At 50.2% G+C, this 18001-nt stretch carries 14 protein-coding genes; 7 read left to right on the top strand and 7 right to left on the bottom strand.

Going from position 1 to position 18001, the window contains the following annotated elements:
• Positions 1–74 precede the first annotated feature (74 nt).
• Positions 75–1028: an alpha/beta hydrolase gene (locus tag QWY20_RS12740; RefSeq protein ID WP_330129391.1), complete on the bottom strand. Its 954-nt coding sequence runs from the start codon at positions 1026–1028 to the stop codon at positions 75–77.
• A complete protein-coding gene (locus QWY20_RS12735; protein WP_330129390.1) occupies positions 1028–3310 on the bottom strand; it encodes a TonB-dependent receptor in 2283 nt (760 codons plus the stop codon). The genes QWY20_RS12740 and QWY20_RS12735 overlap by 1 nt, the downstream gene beginning before the upstream one ends.
• A 241-nt stretch (positions 3311–3551) precedes the next feature.
• Here QWY20_RS12735 and trhP point away from each other — a divergent pair, with 241 nt between their 5' ends.
• Positions 3552–4895 carry a prephenate-dependent tRNA uridine(34) hydroxylase TrhP gene (trhP, locus tag QWY20_RS12730; protein WP_330129389.1) on the top strand — a complete coding sequence of 448 codons (1344 nt, stop codon included), beginning with the start codon at positions 3552–3554 and terminating at the stop codon, positions 4893–4895.
• 3 nt (positions 4896–4898) lie between these two features.
• Complete coding sequence (locus tag QWY20_RS12725) at positions 4899–5105, top strand: YfhL family 4Fe-4S dicluster ferredoxin (protein WP_330129388.1); 207 nt, start codon at positions 4899–4901, stop codon at positions 5103–5105.
• On the opposite strand, the gene QWY20_RS12720 is transcribed toward QWY20_RS12725, so the two are convergent.
• Positions 5075–7537: an EAL domain-containing protein gene (locus tag QWY20_RS12720; RefSeq protein ID WP_330129387.1), complete on the bottom strand. Its 2463-nt coding sequence runs from the start codon at positions 7535–7537 to the stop codon at positions 5075–5077. The two genes, QWY20_RS12725 and QWY20_RS12720, sit on opposite strands and share 31 nt — an antisense overlap.
• A 238-nt stretch (positions 7538–7775) precedes the next feature.
• On the opposite strand from QWY20_RS12720, the gene QWY20_RS12715 reads away from it, so the two are divergent.
• Genes QWY20_RS12715 through QWY20_RS12700 form a run of 4 tightly spaced genes read left to right on the top strand, consistent with a single transcriptional unit; the run spans position 7776 to position 12040 of the window.
• Positions 7776–8141: a response regulator gene (locus QWY20_RS12715; protein ID WP_330129386.1), complete on the top strand. Its 366-nt coding sequence runs from the start codon at positions 7776–7778 to the stop codon at positions 8139–8141.
• Positions 8138–8713: a chemotaxis protein CheC gene (locus QWY20_RS12710; RefSeq protein WP_330129385.1), complete on the top strand. Its 576-nt coding sequence runs from the start codon at positions 8138–8140 to the stop codon at positions 8711–8713. The genes QWY20_RS12715 and QWY20_RS12710 overlap by 4 nt, the downstream gene beginning before the upstream one ends.
• Complete coding sequence (locus QWY20_RS12705) at positions 8713–9987, top strand: PAS domain-containing sensor histidine kinase (protein WP_330129384.1); 1275 nt, start codon at positions 8713–8715, stop codon at positions 9985–9987. Before QWY20_RS12710 ends, QWY20_RS12705 begins: the two co-directional genes overlap by 1 nt.
• Position 9988: 1 nt before the next feature.
• Positions 9989–12040 (top strand): GAF domain-containing hybrid sensor histidine kinase/response regulator, encoded by a 2052-nt coding sequence (locus tag QWY20_RS12700; RefSeq protein ID WP_330129383.1) that lies wholly within the window; start codon positions 9989–9991, stop codon positions 12038–12040.
• A 21-nt stretch (positions 12041–12061) separates the two neighbouring features.
• On the opposite strand, the gene QWY20_RS12695 is transcribed toward QWY20_RS12700, so the two are convergent.
• The 4 genes from QWY20_RS12695 to QWY20_RS12680 are packed head-to-tail and all read right to left on the bottom strand — an operon-like array spanning position 12062 to position 17332.
• On the bottom strand, positions 12062–13405 hold the full coding sequence (locus tag QWY20_RS12695) for a sensor histidine kinase (RefSeq protein WP_330129382.1): 1344 nt from the start codon (positions 13403–13405) through the stop codon (positions 12062–12064).
• A gap of 11 nt (positions 13406–13416) precedes the next feature.
• Positions 13417–14808, bottom strand: coding sequence for a sensor histidine kinase (locus QWY20_RS12690; RefSeq protein WP_330129381.1), 1392 nt, complete (start codon positions 14806–14808; stop codon positions 13417–13419).
• Positions 14798–15976: an FIST signal transduction protein gene (locus tag QWY20_RS12685; protein WP_330129380.1), complete on the bottom strand. Its 1179-nt coding sequence runs from the start codon at positions 15974–15976 to the stop codon at positions 14798–14800. Before QWY20_RS12685 ends, QWY20_RS12690 begins: the two co-directional genes overlap by 11 nt.
• Positions 15977–17332 carry an HD domain-containing phosphohydrolase gene (locus QWY20_RS12680; protein WP_330129379.1) on the bottom strand — a complete coding sequence of 452 codons (1356 nt, stop codon included), beginning with the start codon at positions 17330–17332 and terminating at the stop codon, positions 15977–15979.
• A 96-nt stretch (positions 17333–17428) separates the two neighbouring features.
• On the opposite strand from QWY20_RS12680, the gene QWY20_RS12675 reads away from it, so the two are divergent.
• Positions 17429–18001, top strand: coding sequence for a response regulator (locus QWY20_RS12675; protein WP_330129378.1), 573 nt, complete (start codon positions 17429–17431; stop codon positions 17999–18001).

Here is an 18001-nt window from a genome sequence, read left to right as displayed (position 1 = left end):
GCGGCTTAATCCTGTAATGACTAAAGCATAACCTGGCTCAGCTGGCAACAGTACAAAAGTGCAGTATCCTATCTCTAAACAAGAGCCAGCAAATCCTCACGCAGTTGCTTTGCCAGCCGGGTTCTGGCGAGCTGTGAGATAGGTAAGATGCCGAAAGAGACAAAAGCATGGATGCTGTCGTAGCTATCCAGCCGCTTTAGTAAGCCAAGCGCTTGAAGCCGCTCTGCCAGTATTTTGCCCTCATCCAGCAAAGGATCGAAGTTGGCCAGCAACAAAGAGGTTGGGGGCAGATCATCCAGTCGGGACTGCAATAAGGGCGAGATTTCCGGGTTATCGCTGCGTTCTTCATCGGTAAGATACCAGTTGCGGGTATCGTCAATGGCAGATCGTGCCAGCAGATAATCGCCATTGCCAAATTGCAGCCGGGATGGGTAGGCATCGTGTAGGCTGTGTACATCCAGTACCGGATAAATCAGGTACTGGCCCGCAATGGGCAAGTGCAGACTGCGGCTGGCCCTCATACTGAGCGCCAGCGCCAGGTTGCCACCGGCACTGTCGCCCATCACGGCAATTTTAGTGGCTGAAATGCCGAGCTCAGCCGATTGTTGATGCAACCAGCGCAGCGCAAGACATGCATCGTCCAGCCCAGCCGGGTAGGGGTGATCTGGTGCTAACCGGTACTCAACGCTTAAAAAACGCACACCGCTTTGCTGGCACAGTGAGCGAACCAGCGCATCGTAACAATCCAGATCACCAAGGCTCCAGCCACCGCCGTGTAAAAACAGTACGATGGCATCCGGCACCTGCAACTGCTGCGGCTGATACAGCCGGGCAGGGACGAAATGGTTGGTGGCGGCCAACTGCAGCGACTCAACCCGGCAGTCTGGGTCGCTGTCACCGGCCAGTGATAAAAACATGGTCCGCGCGCCAGCACGCGAAGCTTCAATGGTTGGTTTATGTGGCTGCAGCGCAGCCGCTTGTTGGTTAAACTGCTCAAGAAGGGCTGCAGTTGCTTGATCCATGCTCATTAGAAATACCTGTAAGTCAGTTGCAGGCCAAAGGTACGGGGATCGCCGTAATAACCCAGTTGCACCCCCGGTGAGGCACTTAAATCAAATCCATGCTGGCGATAGCGTTTATCGGTCAGGTTTTTGCCAAACAGATTCAGTTGCCACTGCTCATCCTGGCTTTGCCAGCTTAGGTACAGGTCGTACAGAGCGAAGCCGGGCTGTGCCAGTACATCACTGCTACTGACGGTCAGATAGGTTTTGCTTTTGATACTGACACCAGCATTGAGTGACAGGCTGCCTTGGTTGCCTAAATCAAACCAGTAATCCAGCCCCAGCCGGCCATTCCAGCGCGGTGCATTCACCAGCTCCCGCTCATCGCTGATTTCCTGCTCAAAATCGCCCAGCAGTTCATCGTAGCCACCGGCCAGGTAGCCCAGATTCAGGTTCAGCGTTAAGCTGTCGCTAAGCAGAGCCTGTAGCTCCAGCTCAGCACCATAGGTGCTGGCTTTACCGGCGTTTTCAAACAGCGATAAAAAGGCCCCCGTATCCGGATCAATCGAAAAACGACTGAGCTGGAAGTTTTTGTAATCGTTGTAGAATAAAGCCGAATTTAGCCGCACTTGCTGGCTAAGTAACATCGACTTGGAACCGACTTCATAGCTCCACAGGGTTTCCGGATCGTAGGGCTGGGCAAACGAGGTTAAACGGCCATTGAAACCACCGCTTTTAAAGCCTTTGCTGATGCTGCTGTACAGCATGGTTTGGGGGGAGTATTGGTAGTTCAGCACGGCGCGTGGGGAGAAATCATTCCAGCTTTGGCTGGCATCGTAGCCAGTCAGGCTATGGCCAATACCGCTGCCAAACACGGCTTTCATGCCTTGGGGTGTAGTCACACCGGTACCTGCGAATTCCTCACCACGATTACTGACCTCTTTTTTCTCCCGGGTCCAGCGAGCACCCAGTGTCAGGCTGAGTGGCTCGCTTAGTTGCAGGGTCAGGTTGCTGTAGATGGCATGACTGGTATTGGTTTGGTCACGTAAGCCGGCACTGATCACTGGAAAAGGAAAGAAAATACCGTTGCCCAGTGGCACAAAAAAATCCGGTGCAATGGCACCACCAAAGCTCCAGGAGTTTTCCTTAAAGTAAAATAGCCCTGATACCAGCGATAAGCGCTCGTTGCGGTACAGCCACTGCAGCTCCTGGCTAAGCTGATCCTGATCTTCATAGCTGTAAATACCAAAGCTATCATCTGGTGACCCATCTAAGTCCAGATGTGTACGGTAGGTCATTTCCCGGTACGCCGTGATGGATTTCAGGGTAGATTGCTGAAATTGATAATCCAGTGTCAGGGCTACCCCTTTGGTGCGCAATTCTTCACGGTCGTTGAAGTTGGCATTGACCACGAAGGGATCATCGCCCACCGGCAAGAAATCCCCTGTTGGCAGGGAGTAAATAGGCGTTTCCCGGTGCGGGGTACGGGAAAAATCCGGGTTTTGGTTGGAGCCATCCAGCACCAGATAGGCCGAAAAATCATCGGTTGGGGTATAAAGCAGACTGCCACGCCAGGTGAGCGAGTCTTTATCGTAATCGCGCTGACCGGTGTGTTGGTTGAAACTAAAGCCATCGCGGCTGTTTTTGGCAATGGCAAAACGAGCCGCCAGTTGATCTTCGAGCAAAGGGCCGGTCAGACTGCCTTTTACGCCACGCTGATTAAAGTTGCCTGCCATCAGGCTGAGATAGCCTTCCGTGATGTCACTGGGGCGGGCGCTGGTAAATTTTACCGCGCCACCGATGGTGTTGCGGCCGTACAGAGTTCCCTGCGGACCGCGCAGCACTTCAATTTGTTGCGGGTCGACCACATCCAGAAAAGCGCCTTGCACCCGGCCCAGATAGACATCATCCAGGTAAATCCCAACGCCGGGATCATTAAAGGAAATCGAGTCCAGCTGGCCGACACCGCGAATATAGACCACCGCATTGGCGGCATCGCCGACATGCAGGTTCAGGTTGGGTACCAGGGCTTCCAGTTGGCCCAGGTTTTGAATTTGGTACTGCTCCAGCTCGGTGCTGGATAAAGCGGTAACGGCAATCGGCACTCGCTGCAGGTTTTCGGTTTGCCGGGTTGCTGTTACTTCAATGACTTCGATACTCCGTGTTGGTTCAGAAGTGTTGTCGGTTGTGTCATTGTTGGCCAGATCGGCGTAGGCCCAGGGGGCAGCCAGAGCCGTTAGAATTGCTAGCGAAAGCATGCCTGGGCGGCCTGGTAATGAGCTGTTTTTTTGTCGTTGTTGTGCAGTCATGGCGTTGTCCTTACCTTGTCGTAGGCTTTCATACTAAAGAGAGACGCTACAAGTACAAGGACAGAAAAAATCAATGTAGGGGGTTAAATTCGCTCAGGTTATTGCATGGAATTTTGCTGAGTAAGACTAATCAGAGTGTGTTTGCATGCTAAAACAGTTGTCGCAGCGAAAATTACCACTTGTTTGCGCTGGATCAAACGCTGCTGGTTCTGAATAAGTAGACTGCGCAGCAGTTTGACCGATGAGCCTTAGCATGCAACAACAGCAACCAGAATTACTTTCCCCGGCGGGTAGTTTAAAAGCCATGCGTCTTGCCTTTGCCTATGGTGCGGATGCGGTCTATGCCGGTCAGCCGCGTTTTAGTTTGCGGGTACGCAACAATGAATTTGACTTGCCCACCCTGGCCACCGGCATTGCCGAAGCGCATCAGCTCGGTAAGAAGTTCTATGTGGTTGTCAATATTGCGCCGCACAACAGCAAGTTGACCCGTTTTGTCGAGGACATGGCGTCTGTGGTGGCGTTGCAGCCGGATGCGCTGATCGTATCGGATCCCGGTGTGATTTACCTCTTAAAGCAGCATTTCCCGCAAATGCCGCTGCATTTGTCGGTGCAGGCCAATACTGTGAACTGGGCGGCAGTCAAGTTTTGGCAGGCTCAAGGTGTGGAGCGGGTGATTTTATCGCGTGAGTTGGCCGTAGAAGAAATTGCGGAAATCCGCCGCCAGGTACCCGACATGGAGCTGGAAGTGTTCGTGCATGGTGCCTTGTGCATGGCCTACTCTGGCCGCTGCCTGTTATCCGGTTACATCAACAAACGCGACCCGAACCAGGGCACCTGCACCAATGCCTGCCGCTGGAGCTATCAGGTGCATCCGGCCACCGAAGATGCGGTTGGCCAGTTTACTCCTGTTCAAAAGCAGCCGGTCAGTGAGCCGGTGTTGATTGAAGAGCAGGGCCGCCCCGGTGAACTGATAGCGATGGAAGAAGACGAGCACGGCAGCTACATTCTGAACTCGAAAGATCTGCGGGCTGTGGCGCATGTTAAAGCGCTGACCGAGATGGGGGTGCATTCGCTGAAAATCGAAGGCCGCACCAAGTCGCCTTACTACGTTGCTCGCACCGCTCAGGTGTACCGCCGGGCCATTGATGATGCAGTGGCCGGCAAAGACTTTGATGCCAGCTTGCTGCAGGAGCTCGATGGCATGGCCAATCGCGGTTTTACCGAAGGCTTTTTACGCCGCCACCTGCCACAGGATTTACAAAACTACCAAACCAGCCACAGTGTTGGTCAGCAGCAATTGGTCGGTGAGTTTATTGGCGAGCCTGATGCGGAAGGCTATGCGCTGGTGGAGGTAAAGAACCAGTTTGCTGTTGGTGACCAACTGGTGCTGATGAGCCCGCAGGGCAATCAAGCCTTTGTGCTTGAAGCACTGCGCGATCAGCAAAACCGAGATCTGCTGCTCGCCCCAGGGGCTTGTTACCAGCTGAAAGTGAAGTTACCGCAGCACCAGCCATTGCACCATGCCATGTTATTGAAACAACTGCAGCCAGCTCAGTCAGAGCCGTTGCAGCATGCTGCAGGCTAACGCATGACTGCGGTGATTGAAGTCAGTTGCATCAATTGTGACATGTGCGTGCCGGAATGTCCGAACGAGGCCATTTACTTTGGCGAGCGTCATTATGAAGTGGATGCCAGCCGCTGCACCGAATGCGAAGGGTTTTACGACCAGCCGACCTGCATCGCCGTGTGCCCGATTGATTGCATCTATTTGGCAAAGACCGATGTTCTGGCCTGAAACCACGATGTATGTTCGATATCAACGGCCTTCAGCGGCTTGCTAAATAAATAGCCCTGGTAGCGCTGGCAACCAAAGCGTTTTAAATAGTCAAACTGCAAGGCTGTTTCAACACCTTCAGCAGTGATTTCCAGTTCCAGATCATTGGCCAGATGGATGATAGCCGGGAGCAATTTATCTTCCTGGTTGTCGTCAATCCGTTGCACAAAGCTACGATCGATTTTAAGCCGGCTGACTGGAAGCTTATCCAGGTAACTCAGAGAAGAGTAACCGGTGCCAAAGTCATCCAGTGAAATGGCAAAGCCTTGAGCAGCTAATTGGCGTAACTGTTCAAATGAGCCGGAACCTGCCTGGATCAAAATGCTTTCGGTGATCTCAATGATCAGTGCTGTAGTTGGGAGCTCATACTGCTGCATTCGCTCCAATAGCTGCTCACAGAGCTCGGGATCTGCCAGGTCCTGGGCGCTGACGTTGATGTTCAGGCACAGCTCAGGCCATTGTTGGCGCCACGCTTTTAATTGCGGTAGCCCCAGATCCAGCATTTGACGGGTTAGGTAACTGATTAAACCTTGTTCCTCGAGCAAAGGAATAAACAGGGCCGGTGAAATAGGCCCTTGTTCGGGATGTTGCCAGCGTGCCAGTAATTCGAAACTAGTGAGTTTACTGTTGGCAGAGAATATCGGTTGAAATACGCAGGAAAATTGTTTTTTGCTGATGGCCTGGCGAATGGTTTGGCTTAGTTGCTGCCTTAGATCAATCTTCTGTTGCTGTTGTGGATCATAAAATCGGTACTGATGACCGGCTTTTTTTTTAGCTTCATACAGAGCTGAGCTGGCATGCTGCAGTAACTCATCGGGTGATTGAGGTTCATTCACCAGGCAAATACCGACGCTGGCGGTAAAGTGAATGCTAACATCAAAGTTACTGGATATGTGTTCCAATACCAGTAGCATGTGTTCGGTAAACTCAGCGGCTTGCTCCAGTGTTGTCAATTGCCGGCACAGCAACCAGAACTCATCACCACTTTCCCGATATAAATGGTCCTGTTCACTGAGCAACTGTGCGAGTTGCCAGGCAACGGTTTGCAGCACCAGATCACCGGTTTCCCTGCCGTAAACATCGTTGATCAGATGAAATTGATCCAGATCCAGCTTCATCAGGCAGAGTGGGCTTTGTTGTTCTGAGTTTTTCTGCAATTCACGTTTCAGCTGCCACAGCGTAGGCAGTGCGGTCAGAGTATCAATATGTTGCATCAGTTCAGGCCGTTGAATAACAGCCCGCTGTTCTTGCTTAAGCAAACGACTGCGCTTTACTTTGGCTTCTACCGTCATCAATAAACGCCAGGGGGCAATTGGCTTTTGAATGTAATCATCCCCGGCAAGAGCGGCTACAGTGCTATCATGGCTGCTATCCTGCTGTTGGAACATAAAAATCAGCGGTGTATTTGCAAGCTCCGGATGTTGCCGTACGATCTTGCCGAGCTCAATTCCGTTACAGCCCTTTAGATTTAAATCTATCAGCATAAGTTCGGGTTTCACTTGTACCGCAAGCTCAAAAGCTGTTTTGCTGTCAGTGGCTGTCGTTACGGTATAGCCCCCCATGCCAAGCGCATGCCGATAGAATCGCAGTACGTCTGTATCCGAGTCTACCAACAAGATGTGATAGGGTTCATTTTTCTCTTTGTGAATGAGTTTATTCAGTTGGTATAGCACTTGTTTCGAATCTACGGGTTTGAGCATAAAATGCTGGCAACCCAGCCGGGTTGCGGCTAAGCGTGCTTCAAATGAGTCATGTTCGGTAAAACAAATCACAGCAGGCTTCTGGCTAAGCTGATGCAGGCTGCTACGGATAGCATCGATACTAAGACAATGTTGATGCTGCAGGGTGATGTTACTAAGCACCGCCTGAGGTTTTGTCGCTATCAGCGTATCGTACAACTGTGCGCTATTGGTTTCGATGACTAGCCTGAAGCCATGGCTGCTTAGATCACATGCCAGTGCCTCTGCCGCTAGCTCATCTTCATCAAATAGCAAAATACAAGGCTCTGCAGGCTCTAGCGCAGAAGCCTGCTGGGGAGTATGGCTTTTCATCAGTTGGGAGGAACTGTTCAGTTGCTGCTGCAATACTTCCATGCAGTTGTGTTCCTGAATTCTCTGTGTCAGCTCATCAACGAAGGGGTGTGCAAATAAGTCAGCGAATTGACTGGCACTGTCTGCCACCTTTTGAAACCCATAAACTTTTGCTGCAGCTGCCAGCTGTTGGCTTAAACGTTTTAGCTCTTGACGCGCAGTCAGGTCATTATTGGTGAGATACAGTTGCCAATAATGAGCAAGGCTGGTTATTTTTTGCTGGAGGTTGGCTCTGAAGCTTTGCTGGGTACCAAGCCATTTACTCGCATCGTCCTTAGGCATGGCGCTGTACTCCGTAATCAAGAAATTTCCTAAAAAGAATACTAGTGGGGATTCAGACAGCCTGCTTGACTAAGTCGGGATATAACTCTGATAAATTTGTGATATTTTTTCCCTAAAATTAAAACGAATTATATTTCATATGCTGGCATCCTAAGCCTGCCAACTTTTAAGAGGAATAAATGTTTTTGCTTAAAAGTCGATAGCAAGCTATTATGAGACAAATGGGACATTTAGGTCTTTTGGACTGAGGGAGATTGCCATGGGAATACCCGTCACAATAGCAGACGATTCCGCCTTGTCGCGAAAAACAATCCGGCGCGCTTTACCGGCAGACTGGGATGTCGATATTCACGAAGCCAAAAATGGTGTTGAAGCCATGGATGCTGTGCATGCAGGAAAAGCTGACGTGCTGTTCTTGGACCTGCAAATGCCCGAAATGAATGGCTTTGAGGTGCTGAAAACATTGTATGATCACCATGAGAAAACGGTGGTTATTGTGATTAGTGCCGACATTCAGCCAGAGGCTCAGGCTTTGGTGAACTCCTTAGGTGCTTTTCGGTTTCTTAAAAAGCCATTGCAAGCCGATGAGTTGCGTCAAACTTTGCTCGAGGTAGGCTTGTTATGATTAGCCTATCGGAAGATGAGCGTGATGCGCTGCAAGAGATCATGAATATTTCGATGGGGCAGGCTGCCAATGCCATGGCGCGACTGATCCAAACCAAGGTGACGCTGTCGGTGCCGGCCATCCGAACCATGACACCGCAAGATTTTCAGGCCATGATTCATGGTATGTCCAACAGCTGGTTTGCCCGACAATCTTTCCTGGGCACTTTGCGTGGTGAGGTCATCACCAGTTTGCAAAAAGAAGGCTGTGAAGCCATCGCTGAACTGATGGATTTTGAGTTGCCGCTTGATCACAGTGCTACAGAAGAACTGGTACTGGAAGTTACCAATATTTTATCGGCTGCTTGCCTGCAAGGTTTTACCAGTCAACTGGAGCTCAGCGCGCAATTGGCAATGCCCGCCTTTTACTATCCCGAAAAAACACCACAAGATGCTGATTGGTCGTCCATTTTACTGATGGATGTGGATTTCCGGATAGAGCAAATGCAATTTGATGCCAGGGTATTGATTGGTTTAAGTGAAGGCTCGACCAGTCAGTTGCTGATCCCCATTCGTGCCTTGCTGGAGTCTTGATGAGAAAAGCTGAGCTCGAGCATGTGCTGGTGCAACTGCCGATAGCGGTATGCATTATTGATGAGGCGAGAACCATTGTTTTTGCCAATGCTGCATTCTCGGGAGGTCTTACGCTCAGGCAAGCCGATTTATCGGGGCGTTTGCTGGATGATGTGTTTCCAGATCAAATTCGTTTTTTAAAACGGAAAATCAACAGTGTGTTCGCCTTGAAAAACCCGAGTTTTAGCTATTGGCAGCAGCGTCCGCATGTCTTTCCTATGAGCAGCAGTCGCCCCATTACCGGCGACGAGTCCGAAATGTACCAAAACGTGCAATTTATTCCACTTTTAGGCGCGACAGGCGAGGTATCACATCTGTGCATGGTGATTTCGGATGTCACCGCCGAAGCCAGCTACTTTTTGCAGCAAAGCGAGCTAAAAGCCGCACTGGAAGAAGAACATCAGCAGTTGCAAAAGCTGCATGCTGAACTGAAGCAGGCACAAAAGCAAATGTTGCAATCAGAAAAGATGGCATCCATCGGCCAGTTGGCAGCAGGCGTTGCCCATGAAATCAATAACCCGGTAGGTTTTGTTCGCTCGAATTTAGAGACCATGCAGGACTATACCTCTAAACTGATAGACGTGATGGATCGACAGCAAAAAATTATTCAGAAACAAGCCGAACCGAGGTTTATCGCCCTACTTAACGACCTATATGAACGTTTAGGCGTTGCTTATATCCAGTCGGATTTACCAGATCTTATTGAAGAGTCACTGGCAGGAACTGAGCGTGTTCGAAGCATCGTCAAAAGCCTGCGCGATTTTGCCACTTACGACGACGAGGGTTGGGTGGGCCTTGATTTGGCGGCGGTGATACGCTCGGCCCTTGAATTGCTTGAAAACGAGATAAAATACAAAGCGAAAGTGGAACTGGAACTTCCTGAGCAGAATGCATTGATGTGGGCCAAAGCAGCCTCCATTCGCCAGCTGCTATTTAATGTGATTCTGAATGCCTTGCAGGCGATGCAGCCGATGGGCCTGTTGCATATTCGCTGCACACTGCAGCAAGACAACATTGAGCTGATTATTCAGGACAATGGCTGTGGCATGGACAGCGACACCTTGTCCCGTATCTTCGATCCTTTTTTTACCACCAAGGCTGTGGGTCAGGGCACTGGCCTTGGTTTGGCCGAAGTCTACAACATAGTGCAGGAGCATGAGGCGACTATGCAGGTGGACAGTGAGCCTGGTACCGGAACCAGGTTCCGTTTTTGCTTTAAAGCTTATCGGGGTTGATATGCAGCACGAGCACCTTTTAAAGATTGACGATACCGGTAGCGAATTAACCGATATTTTGCTGGCCATTGCTGAGCGTTTTATTAACGTGCCTCTGGCTGAAGCAGAGCTCCTGATTGCCGACACCCTGGAGCAGATGGGCCGTTTTGTCGATGCCGATCGCGTTTATATTTTTTCATACGATTTTGAGCAAAATACCTGCAGCAATACACACGAGTGGTGCGCAGAAGGCATTAGCGCGGAAATTGAACAGTTGCAAAATGTGTCAGTCTTGCACATTCCACAGTGGTTGAATGCCCATCTGCAGGGTGAGCAGATGCTATACCCCGATGTACCAGCATTGCCAGACGATGATCCGATTAAGGCCATTTTGGCTCCTCAGGGGATAAAAAGCATCATCACCATTCCGATGCGGCATCAGGGCAAATTAATCGGTTTTGTTGGCTTTGACTCGGTACGTCGATTTCACCACTACGATCAGCATGAACGCAAACTGCTGACGGTGTTTGCTCAAATGCTGGTCAATCTGAAAGAGCGGATGGACACCATGCAATTGCTGGATAGCGCCAAGCAGTCAGCCGAGTCCGCGGCTCAGGTGAAGGCTCAGTTTCTCGCCAACATGAGTCACGAATTGCGAACGCCACTCAATGCCATTACCGGCTTTAGCGAGTTAATGCAGTCACTTGATTTGCCCGCTCAGGCGAAGAGTTTTAACCAAAAAATTCAGCAAGCCTCTTCTCACTTGTTGTCGGTGATTAACGATATTCTGGATTTATCGAAAATTGAAGCCAACAAGCTGGAGCTAAAGCCAGAACCCGTCCGACTGTCCCGTTTGATGTTGGAGCTGGACGACATGATGCAATTTCAGGCGCAGCGCAAAGGCTTAAGTTTACAGGTTTCTGTTGACCCAGCTTTGCACCAGCCCGTCATGTTGGATGCGCTTCGCTTTAACCAGATCATGATTAACCTGGTCGGTAATGCCATTAAGTTTACCCATGATGGCTGGGTGAAGGTGGCATTTCTCGTCCTGGAAAAAGACAATAACACGGTCAACTTAGAGGTTGCCGTAACCGATACCGGGATTGGGATGAGCGAGGAGAGCATTGCTCAGTTATTTCATGCCTTTCATCAGCTTGATACCAGCATTACCCGCCAGTTCGGTGGCACCGGCCTTGGGCTTTTTATCAGTCAGGGGTTGCTGCAGAAAATGCAGAGTGCGCTTAAGGTGCAATCCTCACCTGGCGAGGGCAGCTGTTTCTCCTTTCGACTTCGGTTGCCTTTTGCTACTACCACCGAATTAACCAAGCGTCCCTCTTTAGCACCTGCTGGTCAATTGCAAGGGCAGGTCCTGCTGGTTGAAGACGACAGCACCAACCGTTTATTGCTGCGTAAAATGCTGGAGCGGTTGGGTCTTTCTGTCCGTGAGGCCGAGCATGGCAAAGCTGCCCTGGCCGCGGTGGCACTGCAGGAGCCCGACATCATCCTGATGGACATTCAGATGCCGGTGATGGATGGCCTGACGGCCACTGAACTGCTGCGTCAGCAAGGCTTTCGCAAACCAATTTTGGCGCTGTCGGCGGGTGTCATGCCTGAAGACATCGAGCGCAGTCGCAACCATCAACTAGACGATCACCTTACCAAGCCCATCACGCTTCAGGGGTTACGGGATGGTTTAGACCCTTGGTTGCGTCCTGCTGCAGAGCAACCAATATCTTTATCGCTGAATAACCTGAGGGCAATGGTCGGGGAAGACTCGTTGGCAGAAGTCTTGGGTGATTATCAGGCCTCTTTAACCAAAACCATGGACGAAATGCAGCAAGCAAACCGTACCGGTGATGTGACAGCCCTGGCGGCTTTGTGCCACCGTTTAAAATCTTCGACCCGCTTTGTGGGGGCTGAGTCTGTGGCCCTTGAGTTGGATGCGATGGAGAAGCTGTTACGGCATGAGTTACGCTTGAAGCCGGAAGATTATACTGCGCTTTGGTTAAAGCTAACGGGCTTGTCCGATGCTGTGACAGCATCCCTGAGCAGCCTTCGTAGAGCTGAGAGCTAAGCCAAGACTAAAAGCCTGACCTCACATGGGCAGCTGCACTTCAAAACAAGTGTGGCCATCTCGTTGTGGTGTCAGCGACAATGTGCCTTTTAATTCCTGCACCGTATGAATGCAAAGTGCCAACCCCAGTCCTTTTTGCTCAGACTCAGCCATGTTTTGCCGATATTGCAAGTCGTGCAGCAACGTCGGTGCAACGCCCGAACCCTCATCAATGACCCGAAGCAGGACATGATGCTCGGTTTCATCCACCAAGGCCTGCATTTTAAGCGGGGGCTTGCCATGCTCCATGGCATTTTCCAGCAGGCCAAAGAGCACCTGAACCAGTTTGGCCTTGTTGGTGTTTAGCTGCAACGCGCTATCGCACTCAATCTCTACTGGAATCAATCGATGATGAGTGCTTTTAAGCAGCAAGGCAACCGACTGCAGCAGTGTATGGATATGAACCGGTGCACTGCTGGTGCTGTCCTGGTGATGGAACAAAGTTAGTTGCTTGACCACCCCTTCAATTTTGTTTGCGGAAGCTTCTGTTTCTGCGACCAGCTGTTTGGCATCCGTCAGTAGTTCCGGAAACTCAGGGGTGAGCTGTGCAATTGCCTCCATGGCTTTTGCAGGAATGACTTTGGGCAGGGTATCCACGTAATGTTGCAGCAGTTGCAGGTTGGACAAAGTTGCCCCCAGCGGGCTGTTAATTTCATGGGCCAGGCTTTCTGCTAGCTTGCCAAAGCTTGCCATGCGTTGTTGCTGGATTAACGACAGCTCTTGTTGCTTGAGCTGGAGCAATGCCTGTTCCAGTTGTTGGTTTTTCTCTGCCAGTAGTTGCATCAGCTGCTGGCGCTCCTGATGCGCTTTGCGGCGTTCAAAATGCGCTGCCAGGTGGGTCGCAACGTATGCAAGCAGTTCCAGATCGGTGGTCTGGTACTTCACATCGCTGGAATAACTCTGAATAACCAGCACACCCAACAGCTCATCTTCAAGCAGCATGGGTACACCCAACCAGCTGACAATGCTGTCAAGATGACCAAGCACACTGACAATATTGCCTTGTTGAACAAGTTGTTGAATGCTTGCCGCATCGAGCAACACAGGCTTACGCTGGCGAATAACATAGGAGGTAATGCCATCGCCAAGCGCAAAGTGTGTGACAGCAGGGCAGACGTCTTTTTGATCGGCAAAATAAGCAATTTCTAAGGATGATTGATCTGGATGATAGAGCACAATCATAAAATTATCGCAGTGTACCAGTTGATGCACGCAGTGATGCAATCGGGCAAAATAGGTGGTTTCTGCCAAGTCGGCATAACTAAGCTCTGAGATGCGAAACAAAGCTTTGGATAAACCGGAAAGCTTTTCTTGTTCAGTTGCCATGGCGCGCCACTTTAATGATAGTCATCTGCTTCACCATGACTGAGATCGGGTTGCTTTGGCAAAGTGATGACAAAGCTGGTGCCTTCGTTGGGTTGGCTGCTGACCTGAATGCTTCCACTGTGTTGTTCAATAATGGCTTTGGAGATTGCCAAGCCTAAGCCTGTGCCTTTGCCAACGGCTTTGGTAGTGAAAAAGGGATCAAATATTTTGGATAAGGTGTCCTCAGGGATACCACAGCCATTGTCTTTGATTTCGATGATGGCGTTGTCCTTATCGTCACACAAAGTGATTTGAATGAGTCCTATCTTTTCATCGCAGGCCTGAGCAGCATTGACCAGAATGTTCAGCAATACCTGGGATAGTTGAGCCGCTCTGGCGGTAACCAAAATACTTTTGTTGCCATAGTTTTTTTCAACTTGGGCGCTGTACTTAATTTGATTCCAGGCCACCCGCAGGGTATTGTCAATCAGTTCGGCCAGATCAATGTCATCAACCTTGCTTTGATCCGGGTGTGAGAATTGCCGCAGACTTTTCACGATGTCTTTAACCCGCGAAGCTCCTTCGGTCATTTCAGCCATGATGTCGTCGGTATCGGCGCAAATGGCTTGGTAGCGGAACTGCTCAAGGATGCACTGTGCTTTGTCGGGATCAACTTCTTGCTCAAGCGCATTAATTAGCCGGTGCAGCTGTTCATGGTTGTAGGCGAGGTTTTGAATGTTGCTGAGCACATAACTGAGCGGATTGTTAATTTCATGCGCAACGCCAGCGGCCATTTGGCCCAGTGAGGCCATTTTTTCCGAGGATATCAGCACTTTTTCAATCTGGTCTTGCCGGGCCTGCAGTTCTTTTTGTTGTTCATGCAGGCGGCGTTTTTCTACCTGGCTGATGGTGCTGCCAGCAAAGCTTGAAAACTGCTGCAGTAACGTCAAGTCCTGGGGCCCAAAAGCAGCACGCTCGGTAGAAAAAATCCACAGTTGATAGTCTGCGTACTGGGTTTGAATGTCGATCCCAAGCAGTGATCGCATATCTGCCCAGGGCGATGCTAAAAGCAATGGTTCTTTAAACAGCAAAGGAATGTGAAAGGCATTCAGCGGGCGCTCCAGACCTTGTTGGTGGATGTACTGCACAATGCTTAATGCACCATCGCTGTCGATTTCCGTGCAGCTGACGGGAAGTAGTTGAGCCTGATCCTTGCTTAGTTGGGTCATGACGGCGGCATCAAAGTGAAGTGCCTGGCGCAGTAGCCCAAAAAACTGAGCAAAGAGCGCATCGATGTCCTCGATCGTTAAAATAACATGCAGGCCGTCCAGAATAAGGGTCTGAAGCAAGTGCACCTGCTCCAGCTCCCGATTTTTGATTTGCAGCTGATGCAATTTATCCAACAGGCTCTCGTCAGGTTTCACGATCACCTCCAAACAGTGTGCACGAAATCATCAGATTGCCATGGCGGCTTTCACCATCGCTAAAAGTCCCTTGCTCACCAAAGGTAAAGCCCATGATAAAGGGCAGCTTTGGAAGCTCTGCCGCCATTGCAGCCTGCACTTCGGACATGGCACTCTGAATGGCTAGCATGCAGCCGCCACAAAAAATGATGATGGCTCCCTCAAGTGACAACATACCCCTCAGCTTCGCGATGTCGCGGGCGATTCGGATGACCTGAGGTCCGCGCTCGATCAGTTGCATAGTTGAACCTAATGCCAGATGCAGTCTTTCACCCTGATGCACTTCTGAAAATAAATCCAGGCAGCCGCCGGATGCCATCGCCGGATGGCTCAAAAGCAGCAATGGAATATCGCTGCTGCTTTTTAGTCGTGCTATTGGTGTCATGGTGGATGCAGCCAGCACATTGCCATCTTCAAGCATAGGGTGCCCGAGTTGTGTTCGCCATCTATTGATGACATCGACAGCCGGCTGGCCATCGATTTCCTGTAACTTTCTTCCGGTGACTTTGGTCACCTTACCTGACAGCTCAGTAAGCTCGTAGCCACTGCCAAAATAACCGAGCACCGGTACAGACGGATAGAGCACGGCGATGATAAAGCCTTGAGCTAATTTTTGGCTACCATCATGCAGTCCCCATTGTCCCTCGATGCTATTGTCTGCGCTACTGCCACCAAAAACAGGTACTTTGGTGCCAACGATGTCCTGGATTCCTAACAGCACCTGCTCCTCTTGCCCTGGCGTTTGAAAACACCAGATGAGCTGAGGCGAAAGGTGACCGCGACCACTTTTTTCCATGGCGCTCAGTAGCGTCTTGGCAGCTGCTGCGCGGACGTCAGAGGCCTCCTGACTGCTGGCCACACCATAAAAGCCGGCTTTGTCTGTAAAACGCAGCACACTGATGCTGTGCTGTTGCAGTGATAACTGATGTTCATTGGCGCTCCCCAGGCAGGAGCTGGCAAGCAAGCAAGGCGACGTCGAGCTTAAGTCGTCAGGCAAGGCTTTAAGTAAATCTGCTTCACAAAAACCAATCAAAAACTGACGTTCGTGACTGGCAAGCAGCGACTGAAGCTGCTTTGCTGCTTCTACAGTGCTTGATGCGGCGATATGATGACTCTCGATGGAAAACATTCAGGCCTCGCTTGGCGCAGTTGGCGCCCCAAATGCTGTTGCTGCGCCGTCTTGCGGAGCAATATCAATCTTTAGTTCTTGATGATGCTGGCGTTGGTATTTTTTCAGTTTATCGATTAATACGGGTGTCAGCTCACAGCCTTTTGGGAGTAGCAGAATTTTGGCTTCATTATAAAGTGCAGAGCGCAGCCGCATGCCGGGTTTGAGTTCATCAATGCTGTAGCCATCGCGAATGCTGTTAATAAAGATATCACGGCTTTTTTGATAGCAGGCCTCAAAGGCGTTAATCACATCCGGATCGTACAAGCTATGGCTGGCTCGCACAATCATGGTGCAGGCCTCTTTAGGCGTTAACACCTTGCTGTAACTTCGGCGTGCCATCAGCAACCAATAATCTCTGGCCACCGCCAAAATTCGGGCAGGCAGAGGGATATGTGTGTCTTTTAACTCTGCCGGGTAGCCGTTGCCATTAAAGTGCGCATATTGACAACAGATGCCCTCCACCACCGCACGCAGATGCGGGGCCGGCGATAAAATCAACTCGGCGTGCGAGGCATGCTCCATGAATTGCTGTTTTTCCAGTCCTTCCAACTGGTAGTAAGGTTTTTTCAACAAATCAGCCGGTAGCCCTATCATGCCTATTTCATGCAGCAGAGCTGTTAAAGCCACGTTTTCAATGTCTTCAGTAGGCAATTGCATTTTTTCGGCAATGGCTTTGGCCAGGTTGGCCACATTGACGGCAAAGCCAGCGCTGATTGAAGGGTGAATGCTAATCACGTTGTACAGGATATCGAGATTATTTTGTTTTTCTTGCTCAGAGCGCGCCATGCTGCCCCGAAGTTGCGCCAATGTTTTTTTTAGCTGGGCAGTACGTTGATGTACCATTTCTTCAAGGTTGTGATTCAGCTCTTTCAGTTCTTTGTTTTGCTGACTAATTTGTTGCTGCATCCGTTTGTTGGCTTGCTCAAGATGGAACAATTTCAGGCCATCTTTCACAATATTGAGCAAATCTTTGTTGTTCCATGGCTTTTGCACGTAGCGGTGAATACGACCATCGTTGATGGCAGCAATGGTTGACGCCATATCGCTGTAGCCGGTCATCAGGATGCGGTAAGCATCGGGTTGAATTTCATGGGCTTTGGATAAAAATTCAGCACCATTCATTTCAGGCATGCGCATGTCTGAGATAATCAGATGCACTTGTTTTGACTCCAGTATCCTGATCGCATCCTGACCGTTGGTCGCCAATTCGATGTCCAGACCGACGTGGAAAAACAACCGTTTAAGTGCATTTAAAATGCTTTGCTCGTCATCAACACACAGCATAACAGGTTTTTTGGCGGCTGCAGCGGTCATGATAAAGCCCTCTTGGTGGCGTATTTGTCTCATTTGTCGCAATCAATACAAATGTATGCTATCCTCATCACTAAATCAAGTCAGGTGTTTCGAACCATGTTAAGAACATTAAAGCCGAGCGAAATAGCCAGTTATTGTGATGTGCATCATCGAACCGTCAGTCGCTGGATAGCCTCTGGTGAATTAAAAGGCCATAAATTGCCCGGGCGAGGCAATTACCGGGTGCAGGTTGCCGATTTTATTGCGTTTCTGGAAAAGCAAGGCATGCCAATTCCGCCGAGCCTGTCTGTACACCCTCGTGTGTTGGTGGTGGATGACGAAGCAGGTATTCGCTCCATTATTCGGCGAACTTTGCAGCGACTTGAGCTGGATGTAGTGGAAGCCGCTGGTGGTTTTGAAGCCGGTATGCTGGTGCATCAACAAACGCCTGATCTGATGACCATTGATCTGGCGATGCCGGGTCTCAGTGGCTTTGATGTGATTAGGGTAATTCGGAATCAGCCAGAGTTTAACGATGTCCGCTTGCTCGTTGTTTCCGGTTTGCCAGAGCCTGAGCTGGAAAAAGCAGTGGCGCTTGGCGCCAATGATTACTTAACGAAGCCATTTGATGCCGATATGCTGCTGGCAAAAGTACAAAAATTGCTGAATTTACGGACGCTTGCGAGGTAA

Origin of the sequence: Alkalimonas cellulosilytica (genome assembly GCF_036325985.1) — a bacterium.
Classification (GTDB): Bacteria; Pseudomonadota; Gammaproteobacteria; order Enterobacterales; family Alteromonadaceae; genus Alkalimonas; species Alkalimonas cellulosilytica.
This window is presented reverse-complemented; position numbering and strand designations above follow the sequence as displayed.

Coding starts and splice junctions, on each gene's coding strand:
- QWY20_RS12685 (WP_330129380.1), bottom strand. CDS start 15,976: ATGTTTTCCATCGAGAGTCATCATATCGCCGCATCAAGCACTGTAGAA.
- QWY20_RS12675 (WP_330129378.1), top strand. CDS start 17,429: ATGTTAAGAACATTAAAGCCGAGCGAAATAGCCAGTTATTGTGATGTG.
- QWY20_RS12705 (WP_330129384.1), top strand. CDS start 8,713: ATGAGAAAAGCTGAGCTCGAGCATGTGCTGGTGCAACTGCCGATAGCG.
- QWY20_RS12725 (WP_330129388.1), top strand. CDS start 4,899: ATGACTGCGGTGATTGAAGTCAGTTGCATCAATTGTGACATGTGCGTG.
- QWY20_RS12740 (WP_330129391.1), bottom strand. CDS start 1,028: ATGAGCATGGATCAAGCAACTGCAGCCCTTCTTGAGCAGTTTAACCAA.
- QWY20_RS12695 (WP_330129382.1), bottom strand. CDS start 13,405: ATGGCAACTGAACAAGAAAAGCTTTCCGGTTTATCCAAAGCTTTGTTT.
- QWY20_RS12700 (WP_330129383.1), top strand. CDS start 9,989: ATGCAGCACGAGCACCTTTTAAAGATTGACGATACCGGTAGCGAATTA.
- QWY20_RS12715 (WP_330129386.1), top strand. CDS start 7,776: ATGGGAATACCCGTCACAATAGCAGACGATTCCGCCTTGTCGCGAAAA.
- QWY20_RS12735 (WP_330129390.1), bottom strand. CDS start 3,310: ATGACTGCACAACAACGACAAAAAAACAGCTCATTACCAGGCCGCCCA.
- QWY20_RS12710 (WP_330129385.1), top strand. CDS start 8,138: ATGATTAGCCTATCGGAAGATGAGCGTGATGCGCTGCAAGAGATCATG.
- trhP (WP_330129389.1), top strand. CDS start 3,552: ATGAGCCTTAGCATGCAACAACAGCAACCAGAATTACTTTCCCCGGCG.
- QWY20_RS12680 (WP_330129379.1), bottom strand. CDS start 17,332: ATGACCGCTGCAGCCGCCAAAAAACCTGTTATGCTGTGTGTTGATGAC.